Raw genomic sequence first — 16,877 nt, 5'->3', positions numbered from 1 at the left:
TTATATTTTTTTTTAGATGCTAATTAGGCAGAAGTTGCATTTCTCCAATTACTATGTGCTCAACAGAGCCATTGTTTGCAGTGATGTTGATTCTATATTTGGAGTACGCTTTTTCATTTGTAAATGAAAACTTTTTAGATTCGCTATATACCCAATTCGTTATATTATTTTGGGAATCAAGAACAATCCATTCCTGGCCGTTCCATGCTTCGAATGTCCAAGTTTTAGGTGCTCTTGCAACGGACACCGTATTATTGGGTGAGTTTTGAGTCTGCAATGTATATGCTCGAACAACTTGAGGTGAGTGGAATGCATATTCTAACCATCCCGAAGTAATATTTTTCTCCGTGTGCCATCCTCTCCCACTCGATTCTATTGTATCGTTAAATGCCGTCCAAGCAGCATTTAACGACGAGAACTCAGTGCTTGCGCTCACTTGTCCACATGGGGCAAAATTACTTGTCATTGTGGGAACAAGGTCATTACCCTCGCCAGATGAAATACAAGATTTATTTGTCCAGGGCTCTCCATTGTTAATTAGTATCGTCGCATTCCCTTTAGCTCCATCAACCCATCCACCAGCTAAAATTGAAGAGCCTGTAGTATTTGAAACAATTTTCCCATAATAGACTCTCTCAGAGCAATTTTGATACATACCACCATAAGCAAGGTGGTAAACAACTGTAGTGTCCTTTTTGACAGTTGTAGGTGCCCCTGGTATTATTTCAGATTCTATTCCATCGTAGCTTGTGCCTTGCGTATTAATCTCATCTCCATTTTTCTTAAATAAATGAATACTGAGTTCCGCATTGTTTGTTAGACTTGTGACATTTAAGGAAAGATCCATCACTTGTGATTTACTGCAAAAAGAATTTAGCGGAATGGTAAAATATATTGTATTACTATTTTCTCCTCCATCCAAGGAAGCTACTGCAAAGGATTGATCTTTAGACAAAAAAACTACTGTTCCGAAAAGAATTACAAACGATAGCAAACATCTAACTAACTTACTCATAAATAAATCCCCCAAATCTAAAATTTATTATTTCTTTTTTTCGCTACATACCTCCCCATGTCATATTTCGGCACTCAGGAAGTTTTCCCCTTCTGAATTTCCACTCTGGAACAAAACTCCCCTGTCCCTTCACAACGGCCCCAGATACACCCGCATATTTCTTCGGCTGTTTCGAATGCACAGTAGCGGTGGACGAATTCCATTCTGTTTTCTCAAATTGATCTCATCTTATGATATTTCCTTTTTTGTAACCCCACTCTCCGGCACATCTTCTCCTATTACATTCGTCTGATACATGGACTGCTGGTCCCATGACTTTAGAGCCTAGATATTTAGCAGCATAAACATTTATAAAAACTCTATATATCTATATAGGTAGGAATAATATCTTAGGTAGTCATTCAGGCGTAACTGAACTAGATGACACTCAAACATATACATTAAAAAGGTCAACAAAAATTACACTGACTAACGGAACTCAAAAAGAATATAATCTAACTATGACTGTAGTAAATGCCTTTTTGGAGTGGTACGATGCACGAGATGCCGGATCTGGCCCAGCCCAATACGTAATCAATAAGCACGATAATAACAAAGGACCTTTCAGCAAACGCAAGGATTATGTTGTGTTCGATAAAATCCTGACCATTGAAGTCAATGAGTATACGGCTCAATAAACAAAAATAAAACCCGTCAGGCATTAAGGGAGGCCACTGAAAAAGTCCATTACGAGCTCAAAGAGACATTCTCCACATAGAATGTCTCTTTTTTTCTATATGATTAAAGCATCAAACCAAAGGTCGGTGATTATCATGCTTCCTCAGCAGCAAAGCTTTATCTTGAGCCCGTATATTGAGCTTTACAATATTCTCATTCCTAAAGATAATTTGCTGCGGCGCATGAATGAGTGGGTAGACTTTAGCTTTGTGTACGAGGAGCTGCACAAAAAGTATTGCCAAGATAACGGTCGAACTGCGGTAGATCCGGTCCGAATGTTTAAATATTTATTGCTCAAATCCATTTTTGACTTGTCTAACGTTGATCTTGTGGAACGTTCCAAAACCGATTTGTCATTCAAGTTTTTTCTTCATATGGCTCCAGAGGAAGAGGTCATTGATCCCAGTTTGCTAACCAAGTTTCGTCCATTCGGAAAGAATGGACGTCGTCTTTTTAAGATATGATTGTGATTTTACCAAGAAAGGTTACTTTTTCAGTGGCCTCGGTATTTGCCTGACGGGGTTTCTCATTACTTATAATAAGAAGTCGGCAAGATAACTACATCCGCTCCTTTCTTATTTGTATTACTCGCAAGTGAGAAAACAACAACTCCGATTTCAGAAACGCCCGCAACATTTATCTCACTTGAGGTGAGTTTTGTGCCGGGTTCTAATAATATAGTTTTCAGTTCCTCTTTAGTCGCATTATTAACAAATTGTATTTCTGCTTTATTCCCCAATGTAAAAATATCCACTACTAGAGTTTGATACTTCTTATTTGGATAAAATGTTGCCACCGCTAATCCATAAACTTTAGAAGCGACGATAGCTTCTTTATAATTAACTCCATTAAAATTTACATAAGCTGGGTTTTGTGAGTAACCCATATCTTTATTAAAAAGGGCTTTCTCTTTAATCAAGGGTACTGAATTTTGCTTTTCGCCTATCTGTAATGTATTCGTCGATTTATCTACTGTTATGTTTATTTTTGTCGCTTCGGTAACTACGCTTACCGGTATGTATTGTTGGCCGTTAATAACTACTGGTTTTGCTGAGTTTGCACTTGGAGCCCAATCGAAGCCATTAAGTTTATACTTTAGATTAGAAATCGTACCTTTGACTTCGTTCGCAGCAGCAAATGCAACCGTACTTCCTAGTAAAAGCGTCAAGATAGAGACTGCAGCAACTTTTTTGAAATTCATAATAATCCCCCTAATAACTATTTTTCCCTTTCTATTATCGGATGAATATACGAAATAGTTAATAAGTATGATATTCCATAGAAAATGCCGGGATTTATATAAGTGAAAGGAGTGAATATATGCCAAAAGAACCGAAAATAGCAATAGAACATAGAAACAAAGATAAAGCTACGGAATGAGCAGGGAGTTATATACATACCATACGAGGTTTAGTTCAACTGATGAGGTTAATTTCTTTTCCTTGATTACAAAAACAAACCCGTCAGGCATATGCCCAGTATATTATTTTATGTATGCTCTAAATTCAAATCGCTGCCGGATAAACCGGCCACCAGCTATCTTAATACTCTCTGGAGAGTATCCTTCAACTATGCCCCCGTAATCCACGCCCTTCTGGATCATCTTCTGGCCGGAACCATACTGATTCAAAGCAGCCACGAGGAAGTCTGTATCACTCTCCAGGACTTGTGTAGTGCTCAAGTGATCACTCCTTCTTTAGGAAGGTAGCGAAACGGTCATCGTACTTTGTAATTTCAACTTCTATAACTTCATACTGGGCAATTTGATTTTGATAAAACGGGTCTTCCTTCAAAATAAAGTCTAAGTCTTCTTTACTTAGGGTATCAACTAAAATTACACCACCAGTTCTAGGGACCTTCCTTCCCGAGAATATGAACTTATTTGAGTTGTAATACTTTTCGAGAAATTTGACATGCTCTTCAAGATGATTCTGAACCTCACTTATCGACTTTATATAACTCAAATTCACAATAAACATATACGGTCCCCCTCAAATTAAAATGCCCTATCAGACTGGCAGTAGACTGTCCATCCGTATTATTTAATCATAATATTTCATTTAGAACATTATGTATATGACGTTCCTAAATGAAAATACCCCGCCAATGCTGGCATAGTACAGCACTTCCGCGTAATCTAAATATAATTAATTTGGAGCATTATGTATGTGACGATAAGGGAAACTGAACGCAAAGAAATACCCCACCATTACTGGCAGGGTACAGTTTTTCCGTTACTTCTATTTTATCTTCACTGGAACAATGTGTAAATGCTATTTTGCAGAATATTCATTTACGCTGAACGTGAGTATCTTATCAAAGATCACATAATCTTTACGGCTGGTAAACGGGCCTTTGTAATTGTCGTGCTTATTAATGGCATACGACGCCTTCCCTGTTCCGGCTTGCTTATTCTCATACCAGGTGATAAAGGAATTCACTTCATCCATACTCAGATCGAACTCTTTTTCAAGGCCAGTATTCATCGTTACGACCAGGATTGCACGGTTACCTGTCAATTGATCCGGAGTTGGGCTAGGTGTTGCTGTTGGCTCCGGTGTTGCTGTTGGTTCAGTAGTCGGTGTACCTGTCGGTTCCGGTGTAGCCGTAGGCTCAACCGTTGGTTCTGATGTTGGTGTCGCTGTTGGCTCAATGGTTGGTTCTGATGTTGGTGTCGCTGTTGGCTCAATGGTTGGTTCTGAAGTAGCTGTAGGTTCTACGGTTGGGGTGGCAGTTGGTGTTATAGTCGGTGTCGGTTCTATATTATAAAGATTAAATTCAGCAACATTTATTGTTCCATTTATTTACAACACACTTAAGAGTTAATGAGGGAATATATGGATTAATAAAAAGAAATGCCACCAACATAAGACCGATGGGTTATTTTATATGCTCTAAATTCAAAACGATTTTAATACTCTCTGTAGAGTATCCCTCTTTTATACCACCATAATATACGTGCTTCTGGTTCATCTCTGACTGGAACCATACCGATACCTTTGCCTGTGGCAGCAGTTAGGAAGTCCGTATCGCTTTCCAAGACCTTGTATGTAGTGCTCAAACATTATCATCCTTTTTTACAGACTCATAACGTTCACGAATCTCAAGGTTTTTTGCGTGATTGTATAAATCCAAAGCTGTAATTGCTCTGAGAGCAAGTTTAACAAATAGGATAAATGCAAAAACCCCTAATCCAATACACGCCAACCAAATCAAAAAGAAAAAAACACTGATTCCTCCACCATAAAACAATCCGGGTTGTGACACCATTGTTGCAGATCAACTCCTTCTTTAGAGTTTATTAACCGAGTATATTCCGTTTGGAACATTATGTATATGACGATAAGGAATTCCTCCTGATGCGAAACTGGACCAAATCCGGCATGCTACGGATCAGCATCTTTTGGTAAAAGTGTTTTCTGTATATTCCCTCGCTACTATCTAGGTTTATATGATTAAGCAAAGTACAACTTAAATGTATATATTCATCAGGAATTAAGTCCAATCTATCCTTGCGGATTCACAATAGAATAATGTATAACCTTGAAGTGGAGTGATGATAAATGGCAGCAATTATAAGTTATGGTTCACAGGCAAAAATCCCGTTAGACCCGTTCGCTGTTACTCAAACGGTTGTGGGGATTCCCGGAGCTGGAGCGGAGCTAGCCACAGCGCAAGTAAATATTAGTCCGGCTAATCCTGCCTCTTTCTCCAGCAGAGTCGAGTTAAATGGTAGCTTTAGTCTTACTGCACTTGCTAATAGTCAATTTTTTGCTATAATTCGGCGTGCTGGAGTTGATATTTATAGATCCTTTTATCGTTTTACTACAACTACTGATATTCAGATAAATGTTCTGTGGGTGGATGGTCCTTATCTTGGAGTCCACAACTATGAACTGGTAATTCAAAATGATAGCAATCTGCCTATAAATCTATTTGGCCCCATTGCATTCACAGCGACTGCTATTGGAGGAGAGGGCGTAATTTAAGCTATGGAAATAAACGGGACTGATCCAAAAGCCATGAAATGGCTGCTTGGGTCAGCCCTTTCTTTTCATTTTAGATGCTCCCTTAACACCACCCCAAGGTCGGCTGTATATTTGGTCAGCCTTAGGCTGATCTCTGTGCGCATCACATCACGGGTTAGCCCAAAGCGTTCCTGATATCCCCGGCAAAAGATTTTGTAATACACCAAAAATTCCTCCTGCTCATCCGCCAGCACTTTGATATTCCGCTGCTTCAGCTCTTTTTGCAGCTGATACGTATCCTGCATAATCCGGCGCTGGATGGCTTGGCCGGCCATCGAATAGGCGCGTTTCAGAATGCTGCCGGAGTGCTCAAGCTCCTTCAGGCTCTTGCTAACCATGGTATCTATGTAAGGGAGCAGGATGAGGTCACGGACCATCGTCCTCTCTTCAATCGTTATCATTTTACCTCCGGCATCACGCTGCTGCCCCTCGAACTGCTCAACATGCTCGGTCATGATCATTTTCGTTTTCCAGCGTTCATTGCCGTCGAGTTTGCTCATTTATAATGCCCCCCAATCTGTTCAGCTCTCTCCCGGGCAACTCCGGATTCAAGTAAAGATGAAGCCCTGATGAGGGCTTGATTTCCATAACGGGCTTTAATTCCGTCGATTGCCCGTTCCTTATTGTAAGAGCGAACCCGGTCATCGAACAGCGTAAGCTGGATCACTCCGTCATCCGAAAGGCGGGACAACGTTATGGCTAAGCGCCCTACAGGCAGCCCGGACCAGTTGTCCGTGAATAATGTGAGCGCTGCTGCGGCCACTTCATGCGTCAACGATGAAGGCTCAGGCAATGTCATCTGGCGCTCATAAGAGCATGAGTTCTCTCCGTCCGTCTCCAAAACTGAAATAGAGACCACTGACCCCATGTAACGATACCGCCGTGCCCGCTGGCACACCTCGATGACAAGCTCAAGCAGCACAACCTCGATATCCGTCAGCCGGGTATATAAATTCCAGCGCAGAGCCTTGCCATGCCCTACGGACTTGATCTGATGCCGTATTCCTGTAACCACGGGACTGGGATCAAGGCCGCGCGCGGTTTGCCAATAATATTCTGCCTGAATATCGCTCTGCTTACCCATGGTGGTCCGCATTCGCTGCTTAAACTCCGGCAGCTCCATTCGTGCAATGTCTCCGATTGTGGATATACCCATGCGCCAAAAATTCCTGGTCATTCTAGACGCCACCATAAACATATCCTGAATCGGCAGGCTCCAAAGGGTGGACTCTAACTGGTTAAAGGTAAGCTCGTATATCCCGTCCTTCATCTTTTTGGCGTAGTTATCTGTCGCCATTTTTGCCATGACTTTAGTGGAACCAATGCCTATCCGGGTCCAGACACCTGTCGACAGCAACACATGGTGCTGGATTTTGTAAATCATGTCTTTCAATGACCCTCCAAAATAAGCAAGAGAGCCTGTAACATCCAGAAACTGCTCATCGATGCTGTAGGGTTCCACCAGATCGGTATATGTCCGGTAAATTTCTGATATCAAAAGCGAGACCTTAATGTAAGTTCCCATGCGGGGGCGTATGACGATTAACTCCGGGCATTTTGCTAAAGCTTCACCTACACGCGAGGCCGTCGTTACGCCCTGTGCTTTGGCAATCGGGCAGGCCGCCAGTACAATGCCGTTCATTCTGGCCGGGTCTCCTACCGCAACCGGTTTATCTCTGTATTCAGGATGGGCGGCTTTTTCCACCGAGGCATAAAAGGATTGGCAGTCGGACAGTAGAATCACACGATCCTTAGGCATAGCGCTTCTCTCCTACCCGCCGCCAAGCGAGGATATTGGCAACAATAAATACGCGGGGTGCTCCGGCAGTAAGACAATAGGCCCGGAGCCGCCCGTCCCTGATTCCCACAACTTCAATTTTCCGCTGAGATATGTTTCCCAACTTATCCATATATACAATTTCAATCGTTTGACCGTCTCGAATCTGCATAAGATCCGCCTCCACTACAGGAACATTTGTTTGTATTATAACCAAACATACGTTCTATAAACAACAAGTAAGATATTCTTAGGCTGGGATAAAAAAGAAACAAGACCCTCCGCCATTCCTGTATAACAAAGGTGGAGTTCCAGGATCATTATTTTTTTGTTGCAAATACAATAAAATTAGGTTAAATTTAATCCGTTCCATTTTTATTGCATTTGCAACAAAAATATCTGCTAAGGAGTTAAGTGATGAAGGAAATTCTTCGGGAAATTGGAATGATAGCAAGGGCACTGGATTCTATGAGCAATATAGAATTTAAAGAATATGATCTTACAAAAGGGCAGTATTTATACCTTGTGCGGATATGTGAAAACCCGGGAATCATCCAGGAAAAGCTAGCTGAAATGATAAAAGTAGACCGGTCGACAGCAACCCGTGCTATAAAAAAGCTTGAAATGAACGGTTTTATTGAAAAGAAAGAAGACAAGCACAACAAAAAAAATAAAAAGCTCTTTCCTACAGAGAAAGGGCAGCATGTTTATCCTTTTATTAAAAGAGAAAATGATCATTCCAATCGGGTTGCCCTAGAGGGATTTTCCGCAAGAGAATTAGAAACCATGTTCACTCTGCTCCAAAGAGCAAGAAAAAATATAGAAAAAGACTGGGAATTTGTAAAAAAAGGAAACAAAAGAATTTATTAATTTTAAAAGGAGCGACCCGTTTAAATGACTATACACATAACAAAGTGTGGCCTTAAAGATTCATTCCAGCTTCAAGAAGTTAGTTATGAAACGTTTAAGGAGACGTTTAAGGATCAGAATTCACCTGAGAATATGACGGCCTATTTGGAAAGAGCATTCAGCTTGAACCAATTAGAAAAAGAATTATCCAATATTTTTACGCAATTCTTTTTGATTTATTTTAATGATGAAGTTGCTGGATATTTAAAGGTAAATACCAATGACGCCCAGTCTGAAGAAATGGGTGATGAAGCGCTGGAAATCGAGAGGATTTATATAAAGCACAAATTTCAAAAACACGGGCTTGGTAAAGTTCTGCTAAATAAAGCTATAGAAATGGCGATGGAACACAATAAAAAGAAAATCTGGCTGGGTGTATGGGAAAAAAATGAAAATGCGATTGCTTTTTATAAGAAAATGGGGTTTGTTCCAACGGGGGGCCACTCTTTTTATATGGGTGATGAAGAACAATTGGACATTATCATGACCAAAACACTCCTATGAGGGATCTATGGCATTTGAAGCCCGCTTGAAAAGGCACTTCCACAGGCATATAATAGATTAGATGAACACTAAATTCCACTAATAAGTTGGAGGCGCCATGAACCTCGATATCCGGGAACAGCTTGATCCTCTTTTTGAAACAATGGGCCTGCTCTATGTCAGCAGCAACAGGGAACAGCATAAGGAACAGACAATCCTTGAGCTGGACAAATTCGGCATAGACGGCGAGGCCTTTTACAATAAAAATCTGAAAATAATCGATAAGTATATCCAGGCCTTTCAGAAGCATCAAATCACTGGGGACAGTGACCGCCTGTTTTTTACGGATGAGACGTATTTCTCTGTGCTGCTGGCTCTGCTGTGTGAAAATGCCAACTGGCTTACAGAGCTTGATAAAGTGTCTGAAGACCGGATCCGGGAGGCACTGCTTCAGGTATTGATATCGGAACACAGTGAGCAGCACGGTTCTGCCGTTGAGGGCGCGCACCTTAATGTACGTTCATTGGATGAGATCATTAGCTTTCTTGAAGGATGCCCGTTTGAGGAAGGGGTGAAATGGAAGCTGATGAGCTTGCTGCAGCAGCCCCGTAAACACATGTTGGCGCTGGTGAGTACGGTGAGCAGAAATCTTCCCGCTTTTGAACAGGCCTCGAAAGAGATCGAAAAGCCGCTTGGCAAGCTGATTCCCAAGTTAGTGCAATCGATTCATAAGAACGGTGATGAGCGGTTTCTAAAGCTCGTTGAGTTATTCAGCCGGAGTAGTACTCTCCATCCCGCTTTGATCATGCCTCTGGGTCAGGTGATGTACGCATCGCAATGTTATTGCGGATTGTATGTCGGCTTACTCCCCATCTCCGGCAACCATATGGCCGATTCCAAAGAATACCTGCTTATGAGATTAAAGGCGCTTGCCGACAACAGCAAATTGCAGATACTTTCTTCACTGAAGGCCAGTCCCAAATACAATCTGGAGATTGCTGAACAGTTAGGGTTGTCGGCTGCTACAGTATCCCATCATATGAATGTGCTGTTGGCCAGCGGGATGGTGGGGATTGACAAAAAGAACAGTAAAGTCCACTACCATTTGGAGACGGACAATATAAGGCTTTTAATTGATGAACTGGAACGGTATCTGCTATGAAAACAAACGGCTTCCCGCAAGGCTGCGGGGAGTTTTTTTATAGACATAAATTCGATATTCAACTTATTTGTTTGACCAACATCTAATTAATATGGTATATTCCATTTGTTATTTCACCGCAATCTAACTTAGGGAGTGGAAAATGTTATGAAACAAGCGGTCCGTGAGCACAAAGTACTGCTTACAGTTACACTGTTATGCAGTGTTCTCACCTCAGCAGCGGGAGTGCTCATTGCCCTCATCCTGCAAGAGGTGATTGACGCTGCTTTGCAGGGAGACAGACAGCTTTTCCGGGAAATTCTGCTGCTGTCGGTTGTTTATTTGCTGCTTTTGGGATTGTTCGGACTTATTTACTCGCTGTGCAGCAAAGCTTTAATCCGCAATGTGACGATTTCACTGCGCGAGCGGGTGTTCCGCGGCGTATTCGGGCAGAAGGCCGAAGCTTTCTCAGCAACCAATACGGCTGATTATTTGTCCGCACTCACCAATGATATTAAGCTGCTGGAGGATAACTGTATCCAGCCTATGCTGCAGGTTCTGCAGAATGTAGTGGTATTTGCTGTTTCTTTGGGGATACTGCTCTATCTCAGCCCTTTGGTGACTGTAATCTTGATTGGATGCATGGTGCTCATGTTTGCCATCCCCTCTCTATTCGGCAAAGCGCTGCAGCATAAGCAAAGTGAAGTCTCCAGCCAAATGTCCGCGTTCACCGCAAGCCTGAAGGATTTATTGTCCGGGTACGAGGTGATTACATCCTACGCTATGGGCAAGTATGCCGAGGACACCTTCAAACAGCAGAACCACCGGGCCGCCGGAGTTCGGTTTGCCGCTGACCGGCTGTTCGCCTTCAACGAAAGTGTGTCCCATACTTTGGCGATTCTGACACAGTTTGCAGTTGTTTTTATTGCCGCCTATCTGATCATTACCGGCAATCTGTCCGCAGGAAGCCTGGTTGCCCTGGTTCAGCTAAGCGGCGGTTTTGTGGGTCCGGTGCTGGCCATCATGGAGAATCTCCCCAAAATCCAGGGGATCAAACCTGTTCAGGAACGCATCGATTTGCTCACCGGAGAGAAACATGAGCCGGATGCAGAAGGCCTTACTCCTGTATTTAACAGCACGTTGGAGGCGCGTCATCTGCAGTTTAGCTACAAACCAGGAAATCCGGTAATACAAGATCTTTCCCTTAGTCTGGAGAAAGGAAAAAAATACGCGCTGGTAGGTCCCAGCGGCTGCGGGAAATCAACCCTGGTCAAATTGTTGACGGGGTATTACGATCGCTTTGACGGTTCCATTGCGCTTGACGGCACGGATTTGAAACGGCTTGACAGGGAAAAGCTGCAGCAAATGGTCTCCACCATCCATCAGAATGTGTACATGTTTGATTCCGATATCAGGCACAATATATGCCTGCACGAGGAGTTTTCGGATCAGATGCTGGATACGGCCCTTCACACCAGCGGAATTCATAAGTTTTTGCAGAGTACACCGGATGGCCTGCACTCCCCTGTCGGAGAGAACGGTTTGCAGCTGTCGGGAGGCCAGCGGCAGCGGATTGCCGTCGCCCGGGCACTGATCCGCAATAAGCCGATTCTGGTCCTGGATGAAGGCACCTCGGCTATTGATATGCAGACCGCTTATGAAATCGAGAGCAGATTACTAAAGCTTAACGAGCTGACCCTGATTACAATCACCCATAATATGAATGAGGAGCTGCTTGGCTTATACGACCAGATTATATATATGGAGGATGGGCAGATCGCTGAGACGGGAAGTCTGGAGGAGCTGCTTAAGCCAGGGGGCAGATTCAGAAGTTTTTATACTTTGGAAAAAGAGCTGGTCGGCACTGCCGGATAATTCCGTCCAGCTTCACACCCAAAAACCGCCAGCTTGAGAGCTGGCGGTTTTTGGCTTGCAATTGCAATGGGCGTTAGCAGTGAGCTGCAGTAATGCAGCTTACAGCAAAATAGTTTTGGATATGATTACCAGCAAAATGAACAGAACCAAGATAGCACCGGTAGAAGTAAATGCGCCATATCCGCCGCCGTATCCTCCAACATTTTCACCCATAATTCAATTCCTCCTTAAAATAGAGTACAGCTTAGAATATGCGGAATAACCCTATACGCTTGGGCATACAGGAAAAAGAAATAATATTTAGGCCTACCCACTTTTCAGGTTCATCAGCTCCTAATAAATATAACAAAGATGTAACTTTCATGACTGTTAATGATTGCTAATTCGGTTTAAATAATTAATACAAAGTATTTTAGAGATAGAAGCAAGGGAAGTGGACGAAATGAAAAAAAAGGACATTCAGCTCGCACTCGTTAGCAGTATGTGTCAACGCGTTCATCTGGTAAGCGGGGAAACTTATACCGGAAAATGTGAAATCAATCCCATCTCCGATGTTTTGGAGGTTTCCACCCAAGAAGGGCGGCTTACGCTCCCTTACTGGACCATAAAACGTTTTGTCAGCTTTAATCCCAGAGGTGAAACCAATGAGCAAACTCAAACGTTCCGATAGAGCAGTCGTCTCTTTTTTACTCGGACTGGCTTCTTTGCTGATTATCGCATTTTTTATCATCCGTTATATTGTTCAAAATGTATCGTTTGCCCCCTAAGCTCAGGCTGCGTACGGACGTGGCCTGTTCTTCTGCCTTCACGCCAGCACGCGCAGTACATCCTCAATCTTACGCTGATGGGACAGCACGCCGTAATTCATCCAGGCCATAAAATCAACCTCGTATACACATCCGCTGCGTACAGCGGGCAGTCTCTTCCAGAGTGAGGTATCCATCAGTTCCCGCCCTTCACCCTCCTGCCGGTCAAAGGTAATGAACAAATGATCCGCATTAAGATGTGACAGCTCTTCAGCGGTAAGGTTCGCACGCTTCTGGCCCCGGGTGAGTTCCCGGACGAGCGGATGCGCCTGCAGCCCCAGATCATGATGTAATACGCTTCCGGTATATCCCAGCTCTTCACAACCATATAGAGTGATTCCGCAGGAGGAGAGCCGCAGGAAGGCTACGCTCCGGTCCTTTACGCTGCGGCTGAGCTGTTGCCTGGCCCCCTTCGCCCGGTGCTCATAATTGCAGATGACCTCCTGCACACGTTCCGTCCTGCCGAAGATGGCTGCTGCAGAGCGCAGTGTAGCCCGCCAGTCTTCCTGATAAAAAGGGAGCCGGAGCAGCGGGGCAATCCTGCGGCACTCCTCCAGATGCCAGCGCTGAAAGCCGTCATCCAGCATAATCAGCTCGGGCATAAAGCGGGAGAGGCCGTCCCAGACTCCAGTGGAAATATCGAATGTTGGCACCTGCTCGAGACCGAGATACTCCTGTTTACCCCACTGGGGATGGGAGAACTGAGCCACCGGAACAATCCCCAACGCCAGCAGGTAATCCTCCAGAAAAGGAGCGAATACACGCAGCCCTTCCTGGTGGAGACTCCGGTATTGGCCGGGCGTAACTCCCACCGAGCCCTTAAAACGCCGGTTGAAATAATATTCATTGCTGTAGCCGACAGTTAATGCGATATCATGCAGACGGTCATCGGTCAGAAGCAGTTGCTGCTGTGCCCGTTCTATTCGCAGTCCATTCAAATACTCTAAGGGAATCCGCCCCGTCATCTCTTTAAAAATCCGCGTAAACCGGACACGGCCCACACCTGCAACCTCCGCAAGCTGATTGACCGTAACCGCCTCACTAAAATGCTCCTGCATATAGCGGATAGAACGCTGTACCGCCTCATGCTCATCCCTTGTCTTCAGCGCTGCGGCATTTGCACGCATAATTAACAGCAGCAGCTCTTGAAAGCGGATATGTCCCGCGAACCCTTCGATCTCTTCCGGGCTCCTGCGGCTATGGCAGATGGCTTCGAGCAGCAATGCGCATTGTGAGTAAGGTCTGCAGCTAACAGGTCCCGGGCGGAGTATTCCGCGCATGGACAGCCTCTCCTTCCAGCTATGCCCACTGCTCCCCCTGCCAATAATTTCAAAGGCAATCCGGTAAAAGCAAAGCCCCTTCTCCCCTGCCTGAATCCGGTGGATTGCCCCGGCATCAAACAGGAATCCCGCGCCTTTTTCCACTGGAAACCGTCTTTCGTCCGCTTCGACCCAGCCCTGCCCCTCTGAAACTATAATCAGCGTATTGTCCTGAAACAATGGAGCTGGACTGTTTTCGGTAAGGGATTGGGTAACTTCTTCTATACTTATTAAGCTGTAGAACAGCTTTTTGCTATTGGTGATATCCGGGTCCTGCAGCATTCTACCGCCCCCTAATTGAGAATCATTTTCACCACCTTAGTGTAGAACAAAATAGAAGGCCTATCAACCATGCTGATAGACCTTCTTGTACGATTCTTGGTGCCTTACTTCCGTTTCATTTCACCATTGCCTCCAGCAGATCGTCAAGCTTCATTGAATTGGCCGTAATGGCCCCCGACTGCCAGTGGGAGCGTTCCATTTTATAAATATTCCCCTTCTTCACCGCAGGCAGGTTTTTCCACAGTGGACCGCCGAGGAGTTGAGCCGCTTCCTGATTCTCCGCCGTATCCCAGCCGCCATGGTCAGGAAATACAATAATATGATCCGCTTCAAGCTCAGGAATGACCTCTTCCGATATTATAGCCTGAAAATCTGTCATCTCCGCAGCCATAGGGACTGGAGTAAGTCCGAATTGATCATATAACACACCGGTAAAACGGTTTTTGACACCGAATAAAGCAAAGGTTTTGTCCGCAACATTCAGCCGGATGACTGCCACCTTTTCTTGTCCCAGCGCCTGCTGCAGCTTGGCTTTTCCATCCGCCACCTTCTGATCGTACTCTGCAAGAACGGCTTCTGCCTTCTCCGGAATGCCCAGCGCGTCTGCAATGGCTGTCAGCATTTGTCTGGAGTCCTGCAGCACCCGCTCCGGCAGGCGATAGGTTGGTGCGATCTTGGAATATTGTTCAACTTTGGCCGCATCCGCTCCGCCGTCGAGAATGATCAGATCCGGATCTTTTTCCAGCAATGCCTCTATACTCCCCGAAACATCGAATTCAGGCACATCCAGGTTCAGGTAATCCTGCTTGCCCCAGCTCGGATGATACCACTGAACAACCGGAGTAATCCCGAGCGCCTTCAGATAATCCTCCACGTAAATCCCTGCTACCCGCTGCGGGTTCACGGGGATTTCAACATCCCCGAATTCACCGGCAACAGTCCGTGTTGCGGCTTCGGCAGGTGTGCTGCTGCCTGCATCGGCTGGCATGCTGCTTACTGCGGCATCCGCCCCCGTATTTGCTGACGGTACGACACCGTTGTCCGCAGCATGGTTATCGGTTCCACACGCCGCAAGCACGGTCAATACCAGAATAAGTACAGCTGTCCAGATAAATCTTCTAACCCGTTTAACCATTGATTGCTTCACTCCCGCACTCTATTGTAATTGATTATCATTCTCATATAATCTTAATCCCAATAGTAGCATGTCCTCCTCAGCTTTCAATGCACTTTCTCGATGAAATTCTTATACAAACATGCTTGATATCATAGAACACGGCTGAGAACTAAAAAGGACCCTGCCGATAGCCGGCAAGGCCAAGTGCATACAACAGGTGTTGCTTCTACTATAACGGGTAATTATTAAGAGAGTGTATGAACATTCGCATTTTTTTACCGTATTGAACGAGACATTCATTAACGGAGGCGATATTTATGAAGCAAGAAAACAGGGTGTGCAAGACATGCGGAAGCAGCAATTTTACAGAAGGAGAAATGAGAAACGGTTATGCCAACGTCATGCCGATCGGCAAGTCTTTTTCTTTTGGCTCGCCCGTGATTTTTATCTTTTGTAAACAATGTGGCGAGGTGGCTTCCATCATAATTGAAAAACCGGAGAAATTCTAGTTATTCTGCTTCACATACCTTCCATGCCTGCAATTCTTTATATTATTTTAGAAAATAAGGCAACAGCAACAGTCCAAGCCCAACAGCTGCAAATATGGATGCACCTATAGCAGAAACTACAAAATAGGCTCTGGGCGGCTCCCTTACCGCCTTCCAGCCCTGGGTAATCCGCCAAAAAGAGTACGGACGAATTGCCGCAAAGGCTGCCACCGCCGTCCAGACGGCAATAAATGCTGTGAATACCCATGAAATAGCGTTTGGCATCTAACCACCCCTCCTATTCATCCGTCCACCATAAAAAAACAGCTATGCTCCGCAGAAATAGCCCACCTATTCAGGCAGGGCTCAAACTTCCATTCGGTGTAACTTCAATATAGCTGAAATGGAACAATATGTAAATCGATATTCAGCGTTTCATTCTCCGTTCTCTCTGTAATCCAGCCTATATTCAAACTCCACCTCATGCCGCACCGGAATGCCGTCATACCCGGTTAGCGGAATCGACGGCTTGAGCTTCCGGGCTTCCGTAATCGCCTCTCTATGCACAGCTATAAGGTCGAAGCCTCTTTTCTGATAAAAGCGAATAGCCTTGCTGTTGTCGTTTGAGGTAATGAGCCATACTCTGGTGCACCGCGCACGGGCTGCCTCTTCCACAACCAGTTCAATTAACCGGCTGCCCGCCCCGATATTCTCAGTCTTGCTGTCCAGAGAGACGATTTCGCATTCCTCGTCCCGGCAGCAAAAATAAATAGCCGCATGCACCTTGCCGTCCAGTACAGCGCAGTATCCGGGCAGCTCTGCCAGCTTATGCATCCGTCCTCTGGATACGATGACTGTTCCGCTAATCTGAAGCGCCGCTTGGCCGGTGCCGGAATCTATTGCCTGAAAAAGCATCTCTT

The 16,877-nt window shown here is 44.7% G+C and carries 21 protein-coding genes and 1 pseudogene; 8 read left to right on the top strand and 14 right to left on the bottom strand.

Features of this window, described 5'->3' with window-relative positions; genetic code table 11:
* Positions 1-19: 19 nt before the first annotated feature.
* On the bottom strand, positions 20-1,015 hold the full coding sequence (locus tag BLQ82_RS02580) for a hypothetical protein (protein ID WP_062524004.1): 996 nt from the start codon (positions 1,013-1,015) through the stop codon (positions 20-22).
* Positions 1,016-1,827: 812 nt separating this feature from the next.
* Here BLQ82_RS02580 and BLQ82_RS02570 point away from each other — a divergent pair.
* Positions 1,828-2,157, top strand: a pseudogene (locus BLQ82_RS02570) (transposase); the annotation flags it as partial.
* A 104-nt stretch (positions 2,158-2,261) separates the two neighbouring features.
* On the opposite strand, the gene BLQ82_RS02565 reads toward BLQ82_RS02570, so the two are convergent.
* The 5 genes from BLQ82_RS02565 to BLQ82_RS02540 all read right to left on the bottom strand — a co-directional run bounded on the left by BLQ82_RS02565 (position 2,262) and on the right by BLQ82_RS02540 (position 5,002).
* Complete coding sequence (locus BLQ82_RS02565) at positions 2,262-2,933, bottom strand: hypothetical protein (protein ID WP_062524003.1); 672 nt, start codon at positions 2,931-2,933, stop codon at positions 2,262-2,264.
* Between the two features lie 282 nt (positions 2,934-3,215).
* On the bottom strand, positions 3,216-3,413 hold the full coding sequence (locus tag BLQ82_RS02560) for a hypothetical protein (RefSeq protein ID WP_062524002.1): 198 nt from the start codon (positions 3,411-3,413) through the stop codon (positions 3,216-3,218).
* Positions 3,414-3,417: 4 nt separating this feature from the next.
* Positions 3,418-3,711 (bottom strand): YciI family protein, encoded by a 294-nt coding sequence (locus BLQ82_RS02555; RefSeq protein ID WP_062524001.1) that lies wholly within the window; start codon positions 3,709-3,711, stop codon positions 3,418-3,420.
* 294 nt (positions 3,712-4,005) lie between these two features.
* Positions 4,006-4,251 carry a hypothetical protein gene (locus BLQ82_RS02550; protein ID WP_425281066.1) on the bottom strand — a complete coding sequence of 82 codons (246 nt, stop codon included), beginning with the start codon at positions 4,249-4,251 and terminating at the stop codon, positions 4,006-4,008.
* A 538-nt stretch (positions 4,252-4,789) separates the two neighbouring features.
* On the bottom strand, positions 4,790-5,002 hold the full coding sequence (locus BLQ82_RS02540; RefSeq protein ID WP_062524000.1) for a hypothetical protein: 213 nt from the start codon (positions 5,000-5,002) through the stop codon (positions 4,790-4,792).
* 293 nt (positions 5,003-5,295) lie between these two features.
* On the opposite strand from BLQ82_RS02540, the gene BLQ82_RS02535 reads away from it, so the two are divergent.
* Complete coding sequence (locus BLQ82_RS02535; protein WP_062523999.1) at positions 5,296-5,721, top strand: hypothetical protein; 426 nt, start codon at positions 5,296-5,298, stop codon at positions 5,719-5,721.
* A gap of 65 nt (positions 5,722-5,786) precedes the next feature.
* Here the strand turns inward: BLQ82_RS02535 and BLQ82_RS02530 are convergent, their stop codons facing one another.
* Genes BLQ82_RS02530 through BLQ82_RS02520 form a run of 3 tightly spaced genes read right to left on the bottom strand, consistent with a single transcriptional unit; the run spans position 5,787 to position 7,709 of the window.
* On the bottom strand, positions 5,787-6,260 hold the full coding sequence (locus tag BLQ82_RS02530; protein WP_062523998.1) for a YhjD family protein: 474 nt from the start codon (positions 6,258-6,260) through the stop codon (positions 5,787-5,789).
* On the bottom strand, positions 6,257-7,519 hold the full coding sequence (locus tag BLQ82_RS02525) for a DNA polymerase IV (RefSeq protein ID WP_062523997.1): 1,263 nt from the start codon (positions 7,517-7,519) through the stop codon (positions 6,257-6,259). Before BLQ82_RS02525 ends, BLQ82_RS02530 begins: the two co-directional genes overlap by 4 nt.
* The gene (locus BLQ82_RS02520) at positions 7,512-7,709 is read right to left on the bottom strand and encodes a hypothetical protein (protein WP_062523996.1); all 198 of its coding nucleotides are present in this window, start codon (positions 7,707-7,709) and stop codon (positions 7,512-7,514) included. Before BLQ82_RS02520 ends, BLQ82_RS02525 begins: the two co-directional genes overlap by 8 nt.
* Positions 7,710-7,954: 245 nt before the next feature.
* On the opposite strand from BLQ82_RS02520, the gene BLQ82_RS02515 reads away from it, so the two are divergent.
* The 4 genes from BLQ82_RS02515 (at position 7,955) to BLQ82_RS02500 (ending at position 11,945) form a co-directional block, all read left to right on the top strand.
* Positions 7,955-8,407, top strand: coding sequence for a MarR family winged helix-turn-helix transcriptional regulator (locus BLQ82_RS02515; RefSeq protein WP_062523995.1), 453 nt, complete (start codon positions 7,955-7,957; stop codon positions 8,405-8,407).
* 24 nt (positions 8,408-8,431) lie between these two features.
* Positions 8,432-8,950, top strand: coding sequence for a spermidine/spermine N(1)-acetyltransferase (gene paiA, locus BLQ82_RS02510; RefSeq protein ID WP_062523994.1), 519 nt, complete (start codon positions 8,432-8,434; stop codon positions 8,948-8,950).
* A 97-nt stretch (positions 8,951-9,047) separates the two neighbouring features.
* Positions 9,048-10,091: an ArsR/SmtB family transcription factor gene (locus tag BLQ82_RS02505; protein ID WP_062523993.1), complete on the top strand. Its 1,044-nt coding sequence runs from the start codon at positions 9,048-9,050 to the stop codon at positions 10,089-10,091.
* A 147-nt stretch (positions 10,092-10,238) separates the two neighbouring features.
* Positions 10,239-11,945 (top strand): ABC transporter ATP-binding protein, encoded by a 1,707-nt coding sequence (locus tag BLQ82_RS02500; protein ID WP_074647680.1) that lies wholly within the window; start codon positions 10,239-10,241, stop codon positions 11,943-11,945.
* A 99-nt stretch (positions 11,946-12,044) separates the two neighbouring features.
* Here the strand turns inward: BLQ82_RS02500 and BLQ82_RS32315 are convergent, their stop codons facing one another.
* On the bottom strand, positions 12,045-12,158 hold the full coding sequence (locus BLQ82_RS32315) for a YjcZ family sporulation protein (RefSeq protein WP_208619445.1): 114 nt from the start codon (positions 12,156-12,158) through the stop codon (positions 12,045-12,047).
* A 431-nt stretch (positions 12,159-12,589) separates the two neighbouring features.
* Here BLQ82_RS32315 and BLQ82_RS32935 point away from each other — a divergent pair, with 431 nt between their 5' ends.
* Positions 12,590-12,712, top strand: a complete 123-nt coding sequence (locus tag BLQ82_RS32935) for a hypothetical protein (protein ID WP_280117265.1) — start codon at positions 12,590-12,592, stop codon at positions 12,710-12,712.
* 38 nt (positions 12,713-12,750) lie between these two features.
* Here BLQ82_RS32935 and BLQ82_RS02490 read toward each other — a convergent pair whose 3' ends face one another.
* Together BLQ82_RS02490 and BLQ82_RS02485 are read right to left on the bottom strand one after the other, a co-directional pair.
* Positions 12,751-14,352, bottom strand: coding sequence for a helix-turn-helix domain-containing protein (locus BLQ82_RS02490; RefSeq protein WP_244280675.1), 1,602 nt, complete (start codon positions 14,350-14,352; stop codon positions 12,751-12,753).
* A gap of 115 nt (positions 14,353-14,467) precedes the next feature.
* Positions 14,468-15,487, bottom strand: coding sequence for an ABC transporter substrate-binding protein (locus tag BLQ82_RS02485; RefSeq protein ID WP_062523990.1), 1,020 nt, complete (start codon positions 15,485-15,487; stop codon positions 14,468-14,470).
* Positions 15,488-15,786: 299 nt separating this feature from the next.
* Between BLQ82_RS02485 and BLQ82_RS02480 the strand changes: the two genes are divergently transcribed.
* Positions 15,787-15,978 (top strand): hypothetical protein, encoded by a 192-nt coding sequence (locus tag BLQ82_RS02480; RefSeq protein WP_062523989.1) that lies wholly within the window; start codon positions 15,787-15,789, stop codon positions 15,976-15,978.
* 42 nt (positions 15,979-16,020) lie between these two features.
* Here the strand turns inward: BLQ82_RS02480 and BLQ82_RS02475 are convergent, their stop codons facing one another.
* Complete coding sequence (locus tag BLQ82_RS02475; protein WP_062523988.1) at positions 16,021-16,242, bottom strand: DUF6199 family natural product biosynthesis protein; 222 nt, start codon at positions 16,240-16,242, stop codon at positions 16,021-16,023.
* A 150-nt stretch (positions 16,243-16,392) separates the two neighbouring features.
* Positions 16,393-16,872, bottom strand: a complete 480-nt coding sequence (locus BLQ82_RS02470; RefSeq protein WP_062523987.1) for a GNAT family N-acetyltransferase — start codon at positions 16,870-16,872, stop codon at positions 16,393-16,395.
* Positions 16,873-16,877 lie beyond the last annotated feature (5 nt).

Origin of the sequence: Paenibacillus jilunlii, from assembly GCF_900102965.1 — a bacterium.
In the GTDB taxonomy this organism is placed as follows: Bacteria; Bacillota; Bacilli; order Paenibacillales; family Paenibacillaceae; genus Paenibacillus_AQ; species Paenibacillus_AQ jilunlii.
This window is presented reverse-complemented; position numbering and strand designations above follow the sequence as displayed.